This is a genomic window from Mycobacterium sp., from assembly GCF_039583785.1.
Taxonomy (GTDB): domain Bacteria; phylum Actinomycetota; class Actinomycetes; order Mycobacteriales; family Mycobacteriaceae; genus Mycobacterium.
The window spans coordinates 18674-28495 of record NZ_JAVKSG010000048.1 but is presented as its reverse complement, the minus strand read 5'-3'; the positions used below and the strand labels follow the sequence as shown (position 1 = coordinate 28495).

The following is a 9822-nucleotide window of genomic DNA, read 5'->3' as shown; positions in this document are numbered from 1 at the left end:
AACGACACTCCAGCCGCCTCGCAGGTGGGGCCATTTCAAGCCGCCCTCCCGGGGCCAGTTCAGGCTGTCACGGCCAAAACCCCTCGGGAACAAGCTGGTTGAGGAAATTGAGGGCGTCTTGGGTAGTGGCCCAGTTGTTGTTGCTGCAGTCGGGATAAAACAGCGTCACGATGGCCTCCAGTGGCTGGTGTGGGCCAAACAAGAGGTGGTGCGGGTCAAGCCGTCGTGCTCGCGGCGTACCTGCCACCGCAATCCGGCGGCGGTGTGGACCGCGGTCGCGACCGCGCCGGCTTGGCGGGCGATCTGTCCGGCCCGCGACGGTCGACCGTTGCTGTTCATCTCACATCATCCGTTGTGTGATCGAGAACTGTTGTTTGTCAACCGATTCGGTTGAGTGCGCGTAGTTCTTGAGCGAGTCGCCTCCAGGCATCGCTAAGTGCGGATGCGGCTTCGGCGATGACGCCGCGGCAATGCTCGGGTACCGCACTACTGGCGGCCTGGACCAGGCCGACGAGCTGCACGCTGTGCAGCAGCATCCGCGTCAACGCTTTCCCGTTGTCGGTCCTCCACACCGACGGGTTGTTTCGTAGCTTCTGCACGACGGCCTGACCCCGCGCGAGGAAGACGTCGACACCCGCCGCGTGGGTCTTGGCTCCCGACGGTTGTTCGTCCTGCTTGCGTCGAGCCCGCAAATCATGCACGGCTCCCACAGGGCCGTTCGCCTGCCCGCCGACCCCGTGTAACGACTCGTTCTGATCTGCGTGAACAGCGGCCGCTGCGGTGACTTTATGACTGTCGCGCAACGCCGCTGGTCGGGTCTTGCCGTCCTGGCCCAGCCGGCGGTTCGACTGGAAAGTTTTACCAGTTGACAAACTACGGCGGCGAATGGCGGCCACCGTCGGATGCGAGAGACCTGCAATCGAGGCGATCATCCGATCCGACCAGCCTGGATGCATGGCCAGGATGCGAGCAGCGGCGGCATTGCGGTCTGTGGGCGTGAGCGGTTGCCCGTGGGCGGTGTTGTTCGCGACGACCTTGGCGTCACCGCGCAGCCGTGCGTCCTGCGGTTTGCTGTCACTTTCGAGTCGCGGGGAATCACCTTGCTGTAGCGACGCGATCGACACCTGCTCGATCGGGGACTCTGATGCCAGCCAACGGTGCGCTGCGCTCTGCTGGCCGTCATGGTCTTGCGTCTGATTCACCACGAACCCCCTTGTTCGCACGCGGTCCGCACGGGGCGCAGTGTCAGGAGGTGGTCACCATCGGGTGACGCAGATCGAAGGCACGGCCGAGGCCGCTAAATTGTTTTGTACGTTGGCATCTCAGCCAGGTTCGATCATTAGATACTGCGCTGTCGATTCGCACAAGATGCACACGTGTCTAATTTTTACCAGTCTAGTGGTCGTGGACGTTCCGTAATTAAGACTCCGCTAATAAACCAACTTGAGACACCTCGGGCTGCTGATCCGACTGTCATGCAGCGGCGATACCGCTCTGGATAGCAGCACCGCACCGATCAGTCACCGACAACCCGAGCTGGTCTACTGAGAGTTTGCTGACGCAAAGTTAGGAGCCGAGTCACGGCACCCTGAAGTCCAGATAAATAGATCATACGTCCGGATTCGTAGAAACGAGTTTTACCAGTCGCCGCACGACCATCAAGACCAGCCACCAGCGGCCTTGGATGATCGGGTCGGACTGTTAGAGCTCGAGGCCGTAACCCTGGTCGCGTTCGCGATGCTGGCTGAGCTCGCGGCGGTGTTCGAGGTCGTGTTTGGGGTGGGACTGATAACGGGTGAGGTGGGCGCTGCGGCGGGCTTGCACAGCACTGCTACGCCGGTCGATGAAGTCTTGGACACGTTCGGGCAGCTGGCCACGCACTGCTCGGTCGGCGATGTCGTGGGCGGTGCGGGCTTGGTCGTCGCGGTGGGCCAGGATGGCGCGCACGAGCTGGGCGGCCTGACTGGGGGTGCCGCGGCGCAGGGTGTGGGTGCCGGGGTCCTGGCGGTGTTCGTGGTCGCCTTCCCCGCCGTGGCGGTCGTGCAGGTAGACGTGGTTGGACTCCCGGCCGCGGGTCATCGCAACGTAGAGCAGGTTGCGGCTGGTGTGCTCGCCGAGTACGGCGTGGGTGGTCTCGGCGGTGACGCCTTGGGCTGAGTGCACGGTGACCGCATACCCGTGAGTGACGTGCTCATGCAGATAATCACCGCTGAACACCGTGACCGAATGCGCGCCGGCGGTTTTCGACGAGCACGGTGCACTGGCCAACTTCGACGAGGCGGTCGGGGAATTGGTGAACACCGAAGGAGCCGGCCCGTTTGCCGGCTACTACAACGATGACGCGGCCACCAGCGAGCGGATCCGCGACGGCAGGTACTGGTCCGGCGATCTGGCGTATCGGGACGCCGACGGCTGGATTTTCCTGGCAGGCCGCACCTCGGACTGGCTGCGCGTCGACGGCGAGAACGTGGCGACTGGGCCTATCGAGCGAATCCTGCAACGGCTCGGTCCGATCAATCAGGTTGCCGTCTATGGGATCCCGGATCCCGACGTCGGCGACCAGGTGATGGTGGCCATCGTCTTGAACGACGGCCAATCCCTGACACCGGATGAATGGGAGAAATTCCTGGCCACCCAACCGGATCTGTCGCCGAAGGCCTGGCCTCGGTTCGTCCGGATTAACGCCGAACTTCCCCACACCGCCACCATGAAGATCCTCAAGCGTGAACTGATCCAGGCAGGGCGGACCGCCGCGGGCGGTGCACTGTGGCACCGGGCAGGCCGGGGGAGCACCTACGTCGTGGTGGATTAGCGCCTTGCGCTGATGTATTCCGAGTGCATGATCTCGTCGAGATGCAGATCGACCTGGGCCGGGGTCCGGCCATACTCACGTTGCAGTTCCGGGTTGGTACGCACGGGGTCAACCGCCCAGCCGTGGTCCGCGAGCCATTGTGCGGGTTTGGCTTTCGCCGCGTCGTCGTAGGTCAACGTAGAGAAGTCGACGTCACCAGACAGGTTGAGGCCGGGGTAATTTTCTTCCAGTGCAGCGAGGCGGTCCTGGTCCAGGCATGAGCCCAACGCGCCGATCCCGAGCCGGCTGCCCGGCGCCGAGAGTTCGGTGATGCGGCTGAACAGCGTGTCCTGAGCGTCGCCGTCCAAATACGGCAAGATGCCCTCGACCGACCATGCGCTGGGCACGGTCGCGTCAAAACCGGACGCCAGCAACGGCGTCGACCAGTTCTCGCGCAGATCGGCTGCGACATCACGCCGGTCGGCGGCAGGTCCGGCAGAATGCTCGGCCATCACCCGCACTTTGAATTCGAGAACTTTGGGTCGGTCTACCTCGAATATCGTTGTGCCGTCGGCCCACTCGAGACGATACGCGCGAGAGTCGAGGCCGGCCGCCACGATCACGACCTGGCGGATGCCCTGGTGCGTGGCGGAGGTGAAGAATTCGTCGAAGAACCGGGTCTGCACGCCGTACAACCGGGGGAAGGTCGCGGCGCCCGCAGAACTGCCTGGGTTCGCTAGGGCATCGTTCAAAAACGGGTCCCGGGAAGCCGCGACGAAATGGCGGGCGTAGTCGTCGCACACCAACGGCCGTTCGCCTGCCGCATGTAACGCGCGCCACCCCGCGACCAGCAACGCGGTGTATCCCACGCCGCTGACAATGTCCCACGTGTCGTCGTCGGAGCGGTCTCGCGCCCACCTGTCGCTCATCGAACCCCCTTCACAAGTCCAGCAACACGGCCACCGGCCCGTCATTCACCAATTCGATCTGCATGTCGGCACCGAAGATGCCGGTTTCCACGTCGGCGCCCAGACCCCGCAGCGCTTGAACGAACTCGTCGACCAGCGGTTGCGCGAGCGCACCGGGTGCGGCGGCGTTCCAGGACGGTCGCCGGCCCTTGGCGGTGTCGGCGTACAGCGTGAACTGGCTGACCACCAGGACCGGCGCGTTGACGTCGGACGCGGACCGCTCATCGTCGAGAATCCTCAATTGCCAAAGTTTTTCGGCCAGCCGCCGGGCTTTTCCGGAATCATCGTCGTGTGTCACCCCGACCAGCGCCAGCAGGCCCTGGCCGGCGGGCCGGATCGAGCCGGCAACCTGGCCGTTCACTGACACCGCTGCCGATGTGACTCGCTGAACCAGCACCCGCATGACCCGATACTTTCACGGGCGCAATGGCCCGAGGTCGTGGGTACGCTCGCCAGATGTCGGTACTGGTCGAGCGCGCGGTCGAAGCCGCCCGCAGCCCCGCCTAAAGTCGTAACGGTGAGTGCACGCGCAGGCATCGTCGTCACCGGAACCGAAGTCCTGACCGGGCGGGTCGCCGACCTCAACGGCCCCTGGCTGGCTGACCGTCTCCTCGAGTTGGGCGTCGAGCTCGCGCACATCACCATCTGCGGCGACCGTGCAGCAGACATCGAAGCGCAACTGCGTTTCCTGGCCGACGAGGGCGTCGACCTGATCGTGACCAGCGGCGGCTTGGGGCCAACCGCCGACGACATGACCGTGGCCGCCGTCGCCCGGTTCTGCGGCCGCGAACTCGCGCTGGACGGCGAGTTGGAAAACACGATCGCCGAGATCTTGAAAAAGCTGATGTCCCGCATCGGTTCCGGTGACTTCGAGGCCGTGCGCGCCGCCAACCGCAAGCAGGCCATGGTCCCGGTCGGAGCCGTGGTGATGGACCCGGTCGGAACCGCACCCGGCGTCGTCATCCCGGGTGAACCGACCGTCGTCGTGCTGCCTGGCCCACCCCGCGAACTGCGGCCGATGTGGAAGACCGCGGTGGAGCTGCCCGCCGTCCAGGAAGCCATCGCCGGGCGCACGATCTACCGCCAGGACACCATCAGGATGTTCGGCCTGCCGGAATCCGGCCTGGCCGAGACACTGCGGGAGGCCGCGCACGCCGTACCCGAATTCGGCGCGTTGGAGATCACCACCTGTCTGCGTCGCGGTGAGCTCGAGATCGTCACCCGTTACGAGCCCGACGCAGCCGACACCTATCGCCAGTTGACCGCACTGCTCCGAAACCGGCACGGGCAGCACATCTTCGCCGAAGACGGTTCCGAGGTCGACGATCAGATCGGGCGGCTGTTGACCGGGCGCCGAATCGCGACGGCCGAATCGTGCACCGGGGGACTGTTGGCGGCCCGGCTCACCGAACGGCCCGGCTCGTCGGCCTATGTGGCGGGGGGTCTGGTGGCCTATGCCAACGACGCGAAGGCCGAATTGCTCGGTGTCGATCCGGCACTGATCGATGCGCACGGCGCGGTGTCCGAGCCGGTGGCCGAGGCGATGGCCGCGGGCGCGCTACGCCGCTTCGGTGCCGATACCGCCGTGGCGATCACGGGGATTGCCGGGCCAGGTGGCGGGACCGACGACAAACCGGTCGGCACGGTCTGTTTTACCGTGGCCCTGGCCGGCGAGGCGCCGTCGACCCGGACGCTGCGACTCCCCGGCAACCGCAGCGACATCCGGGAGCGGTCGACGACGGTGGCGATGCATCTACTTCGTCAGGTTCTCGAAGGTTAACCGCCGGTCGCACCGCTTGCGCTGCTGCCGAAGCGAATTCCGGTGGCGTCCCGACCAATCGCCGTCAAGACCGCGACGGCGATCAAGACCGGCCCGATCGTGGCGGCCAATGCGAACGGGTAGCCGTGGGTCTCGGCCAGCCGTTCCTGGATTGGCAAGTTGAACGCCGCCAGCAGGTTGCCCAACTGGTACGTGACACCTGGGTAAAAGCCGCGGATGGCATCCGGCGACATCTCCGTCAGATGCGCGGGGATGACGCCCCACGCACCCTGCACCGCGAACTGCATCAGGAACGAACCCAGACACAGCATCGCGGCGGACTGCGAGTAGGCGAACAGCGGCACGATCGGCAACCCCAGCACGGCACAGAACACCACGGTGTGGCGGCGGGTGTACCGCTGCGACAGCGATCCGAAGATCAACCCGCCGGCGATGGCTCCGATGTTGTAGATCACCACAATCCATGTGGCGCTCACGTGCGAGAGCGCCGCGCCGCCATCGTGGGTGGCTGACAGGAATGTCGGATACACGTCCTGGGTGCCGTGACTCATCCAGTTGAAGGCCGCCATCAGCAGCACCAGATAAACGAACCGCCGGATGACCTTGGCGTCGCGCAGGATGTCACGAATCCTTTTGCGGGTCAGTTTTATTCGATCATGCTCGGCTTCCCAGACCTCCGACTCCCGCACCCGGTACCGGATGATCAGACTGATCAGCGCCGGGATGATGCTCAGCCCGAACAGCCACCGCCACGACAGCCCGAGTCGATCGACTACCACCAGCGACGCCACGGTGGCGAGTAGATAGCCGAACGCATAACCCTCTTGCAGCAGTCCGGAGAAGAACCCCCGCCGCTCGATGGGCACCTTCTCCATTGCCAGCGCGGCACCGAGTCCCCATTCCCCGCCCATGCCAATGCCATACAGCAGTCGCAAGATGACCAGCACGGTGAAGTTGGGCGCGAACGCGCACAAAAATCCGACCGTCGAATAGAACACCACATCCACCATCAGCGGCAGCCGGCGTCCGACCCGGTCCGCCCACAGCCCGAACAACAGCGCACCCACCGGGCGCATCAGCAAGGTCGCCGTGGTCAGGAACGCGACTTCGGCTTTGGTGTGGTGGAACGTCTTGGCGATGTCGGCATAGACCAGGACCACCAGAAAGTAGTCGAAGGCGTCCATCGTCCAGCCCAACATCGCGGCGACGAAAGAGTTGCGTTGGTCGTTGGTCAGCGGTGGGTTCGCGGGCACTCGCACCGCATACCACACCGCGTCTGACGGCATCGCGCGCAGAGGAGAATTCACGTCTTCTCGATGCTGTCCCAGAGCTCGATCATGGTGCGCAGGATTTGCTCGGCGAAACCCAGGCCCGCGAGATGACTTTCCGCGGGGAGCGGGTAGAAGTGCGCCGGGCATCTTCACCTGATCGAGGCGGAAGCCCCAGTCACGGGCGAAGACGACGACGTCGGCGAACGGCGCGGCCAACTGCTTGCGGGAACCGTTGAGCAGGTCGTCGAGAAACATCGCTGTGACTCCGCACCAGAAGCCTGCGGTCACCCTCGGGCTCGTCCAGCCAGCCGAAGGCCCGGTATACCCCGCCCAGCACCCCGACGGCGATCACCCGATCAGGCGTCGCTGCGGCACATGCCAGTGGGTACGGACCGCCGCCGGACAGTCCGATGATCGGCGTCGTGTCAATGCCGAGAATGTCGGCGACGGTGCGCAGATCGTCGGCGAACGCGAGGACGTTGTCGCGCTAATTCGAGTTACCCACCATCTGGTGTTCGCAGCGGAGGGACTGCCAGTCAACCGGGCGCGCACTGTTGTCGGCGAGTCGCCGCTGTTGCCAATACCCTCTCCTGCCGCTGTCGCGACGAACATTGGTGGCAGCCCGACCTGAGCTGAACACATCAAAGAGTTGAGGGGTGATGGGTGAATTCGATGCGCACGAGGGTGAAGCGCAAACCATTGTGAATCTCGCCGAAGCGGCGATGCACATGTGCCGGGCGGCCATCGATTCGCTGCCATTTCCCGAAGGCAAGAAACTCCAGAAGCGCGCCGAAGTGGTTCTGACCGGTATGCGAAAACTTCGCGCCGCGCTGACCGAGGCCGCTAGCCACAGCCGACCCACTCCCACCGTCATGCTGGCGCTCAGCGACGCACGGCGGCGCTACGACGACCTGATGGAGCGCGCCGCCGAAGCGCCTTGATCGACTCTGGGACAACAGCTTTACAAAGCCCGCAGGCACGCCAAGCTGTCGGCGCACGAGGCGGCGCGCAGGAGACGCCGCTGGTCGAGCAGCTGATCGTCGCGATCCGGATGGTGGCCGGCCTAGACGAGAGCCATGACGAAGCTGCGGCACCGGCGAAGCGGCGCACACTCACTAGCGACGTGCGTCAGCGGATGGACAGACCGGTAATCGCCCGACCGATCACCAACCGCTGAATTTCGCTGGTGCCCTCAAAGATGGTGAAGATCTTCGCATCTCGGTGCATCCGCTCGACGGGATAGTCGCGGGTGTAGCCGTTGCCGCCGAGGATTTGGATGGCCTCGTCGGTCACGTACACCGCAGTCTCGCTGGCGTAGAGCTTGGCCATAGATCCCTCGGCTGAGGTGAACGGCTTGTTGTTGCGCTGCATCCAGCTGGCCCGCCAGACCAGCATTCGGGACGCGTCGATACGAGTCTTCATGTCGGCCAACTTGAAAGCGACAGCCTGGAACTCGGCGATCTTGCGGCCGAACTGCTCACGCTGACCGGAGTATTCGAGGGCATACTCGTAGGCGGCGCGGGCGATGCCCAGCGCCATCGCCCCCACGGTCGGGCGGGTGCGCTCGAACGTCATCATCGCCGCCTGGCTCGAGGTCCGATGCCCTTCTTTGATCCGGGCGATCCGGCTTTCGAATTTCTCTCGGCCACCGAGGATCAGCTCGCCGGGCAGCCGGACGTCGTCGAGCACCACCTCGGCGGTGTGCGACGCCCGAATGCCGTGCTTCTTGAATTTCTGTCCTTGGGAGAGACCCTTGGTGCCCGGCGGCACGATGAACGTCGCCTGCCCCCGGGTGCCCAGTTCGGGCTCCACCGATGCCACCACGACGTGGACGTTGGCGATGCCACCGTTGGTCGCCCACGTCTTGGTCCCATTGAGCACCCACTCGTTGCTGGCTTCGTCGTACTTCGCTCGGGTGCGCACCGCGCCGACGTCCGAGCCGGCACCGGGCTCTGACGAGCAGAACGCGGCCAACTGGGGATCTCCGGGCGTACCGAACATCTGCGGTAGCCACTCGCCGATCTGTTGCGGGGTTCCGTTGGCGGCCAGTGCGGCCGCGGCAAGCCCAGTGGCCATGATGGACAACGCGATGCCGGCGTCACCCCAGAACATCTCTTCGAACACGGTCGGCATGCCGAGGCCGCTGGCTTCGCCGGCCATCTGAGCGAACAGGTCCGGGGTGTACAGCCCGACCTTGGCGGCCTCTTGGATGACCGGCCACGGCGTCTCTTCCCGCTCGTCCCACTCCGCGGCCGCCGGCCGAATCACCGAGTCGGCGAACTCGTGCACCCAGTCACGAACCTGCACCACTTCTTCGGACAGGTCCAGCGAAAAGGTCCCATCCGTCAACGTGTCTGCCATCAGCGCTCCTATCAGGCGTTGCGCCCGCACTCGGGTGGCGTCCGTCAAAATCGGCCGCTGCCACTTACAGTAAACGTTTGTATACTGAACGAACAAACCGGCAGTTCAGAAGGGATACCGTACGCGGGGTTTGGGCGGCCAGGGGAGTTACCAGGCCATTTTGACATCCGTCCAGCTGTAGGGGGCCATATCACCGACGGCGCGGTATCGCTGCGTTGCACTGCCCGACTGGTTGACGTCGTCAGCAGTGCGCTCTGCTGGCATCAGCGATGAAGGCCGCGACATCGGCGGCGACCGCTAACGACTGCTCGTCTGTTGCTGCGCGGTATACGCGCGCGACCGGGTCATACGCCGCACCGGCGATCGACCCGTGGTCGGCGGGCAACTCGGCCACCTGCACCGGCCAATCGTGCTGCCGCAACGCCGACGCGAAGTCGTTGGCCACCGACGCCGGGATGACACGGTCGGCGGCGCCGTGCAACAGCGTGAACGGTGTCGGCTTCGCGGTGTCGTGAAGTTGAGCCGCCGGCAGCTCGTGGAAGATCGGGTCGGCGATCATGAATGCACCGGCGAGGCAGACGGTGTGCGCAAAGGCGATGCCCAGTTGATTCGCCTGGATGGTCAGGGCCGCGGCCGCGAGCCGTTGCAAAT

At 64.9% G+C, this 9822-nt stretch carries 10 protein-coding genes and 2 pseudogenes; 3 read left to right on the top strand and 9 right to left on the bottom strand.

Annotated features, from left to right (window positions below; translation table 11 throughout):
* Positions 1 to 165 precede the first annotated feature (165 nt).
* The 3 genes from ABDV69_RS14700 to ABDV69_RS14690 all read right to left on the bottom strand — a co-directional run bounded on the left by ABDV69_RS14700 (position 166) and on the right by ABDV69_RS14690 (position 2217).
* Positions 166 to 339: a hypothetical protein gene (locus ABDV69_RS14700; protein WP_343575581.1), complete on the bottom strand. Its 174-nt coding sequence runs from the start codon at positions 337 to 339 to the stop codon at positions 166 to 168.
* Between the two features lie 38 nt (positions 340 to 377).
* On the bottom strand, positions 378 to 1202 hold the full coding sequence (locus tag ABDV69_RS14695; protein ID WP_343575578.1) for a hypothetical protein: 825 nt from the start codon (positions 1200 to 1202) through the stop codon (positions 378 to 380).
* A 499-nt stretch (positions 1203 to 1701) separates the two neighbouring features.
* Positions 1702 to 2217 (bottom strand): helicase C-terminal domain-containing protein, encoded by a 516-nt coding sequence (locus ABDV69_RS14690; RefSeq protein WP_343575576.1) that lies wholly within the window; start codon positions 2215 to 2217, stop codon positions 1702 to 1704.
* Here ABDV69_RS14690 and ABDV69_RS14685 point away from each other — a divergent pair.
* Positions 2216 to 2812: pseudogene (locus ABDV69_RS14685) on the top strand (acyl-CoA synthetase); the annotation flags it as partial. The gene ABDV69_RS14690 and the pseudogene ABDV69_RS14685 sit on opposite strands and share 2 nt — an antisense overlap.
* Here the strand turns inward: ABDV69_RS14685 and ABDV69_RS14680 are convergent.
* Both ABDV69_RS14680 and dtd read right to left on the bottom strand, forming a co-directional pair.
* Positions 2809 to 3720 (bottom strand): class I SAM-dependent methyltransferase, encoded by a 912-nt coding sequence (locus ABDV69_RS14680; RefSeq protein ID WP_343575575.1) that lies wholly within the window; start codon positions 3718 to 3720, stop codon positions 2809 to 2811. The pseudogene ABDV69_RS14685 and the gene ABDV69_RS14680 sit on opposite strands and share 4 nt — an antisense overlap.
* Positions 3721 to 3730: 10 nt before the next feature.
* Positions 3731 to 4162, bottom strand: coding sequence for a D-aminoacyl-tRNA deacylase (gene dtd, locus ABDV69_RS14675; RefSeq protein ID WP_343575573.1), 432 nt, complete (start codon positions 4160 to 4162; stop codon positions 3731 to 3733).
* Positions 4163 to 4276: 114 nt separating this feature from the next.
* On the opposite strand from dtd, the gene ABDV69_RS14670 reads away from it, so the two are divergent.
* Entirely contained in the window at positions 4277 to 5539 is a 1263-nt protein-coding gene (locus tag ABDV69_RS14670) for a competence/damage-inducible protein A (protein ID WP_343575571.1), read from the top strand.
* Here the strand turns inward: ABDV69_RS14670 and ABDV69_RS14665 are convergent.
* Together ABDV69_RS14665 and ABDV69_RS14660 are read right to left on the bottom strand one after the other, a co-directional pair.
* Positions 5536 to 6825 carry an MFS transporter gene (locus ABDV69_RS14665; RefSeq protein ID WP_343575588.1) on the bottom strand — a complete coding sequence of 430 codons (1290 nt, stop codon included), beginning with the start codon at positions 6823 to 6825 and terminating at the stop codon, positions 5536 to 5538. The two genes, ABDV69_RS14670 and ABDV69_RS14665, sit on opposite strands and share 4 nt — an antisense overlap.
* A 17-nt stretch (positions 6826 to 6842) precedes the next feature.
* A pseudogene (locus ABDV69_RS14660) lies at positions 6843 to 7294 on the bottom strand (alpha/beta hydrolase); the annotation flags it as partial.
* Between the two features lie 172 nt (positions 7295 to 7466).
* Between ABDV69_RS14660 and ABDV69_RS14655 the strand changes: the two are divergent.
* Complete coding sequence (locus ABDV69_RS14655) at positions 7467 to 7751, top strand: hypothetical protein (RefSeq protein WP_343575568.1); 285 nt, start codon at positions 7467 to 7469, stop codon at positions 7749 to 7751.
* A 187-nt stretch (positions 7752 to 7938) separates the two neighbouring features.
* Here ABDV69_RS14655 and ABDV69_RS14650 read toward each other — a convergent pair whose 3' ends face one another.
* Both ABDV69_RS14650 and ABDV69_RS14645 read right to left on the bottom strand, forming a co-directional pair.
* Positions 7939 to 9171, bottom strand: a complete 1233-nt coding sequence (locus tag ABDV69_RS14650; protein ID WP_343575565.1) for an acyl-CoA dehydrogenase family protein — start codon at positions 9169 to 9171, stop codon at positions 7939 to 7941.
* Positions 9172 to 9412: 241 nt separating this feature from the next.
* Complete coding sequence (locus ABDV69_RS14645; protein ID WP_343575563.1) at positions 9413 to 9820, bottom strand: hypothetical protein; 408 nt, start codon at positions 9818 to 9820, stop codon at positions 9413 to 9415.
* Positions 9821 to 9822: the final 2 nt, after the last annotated feature.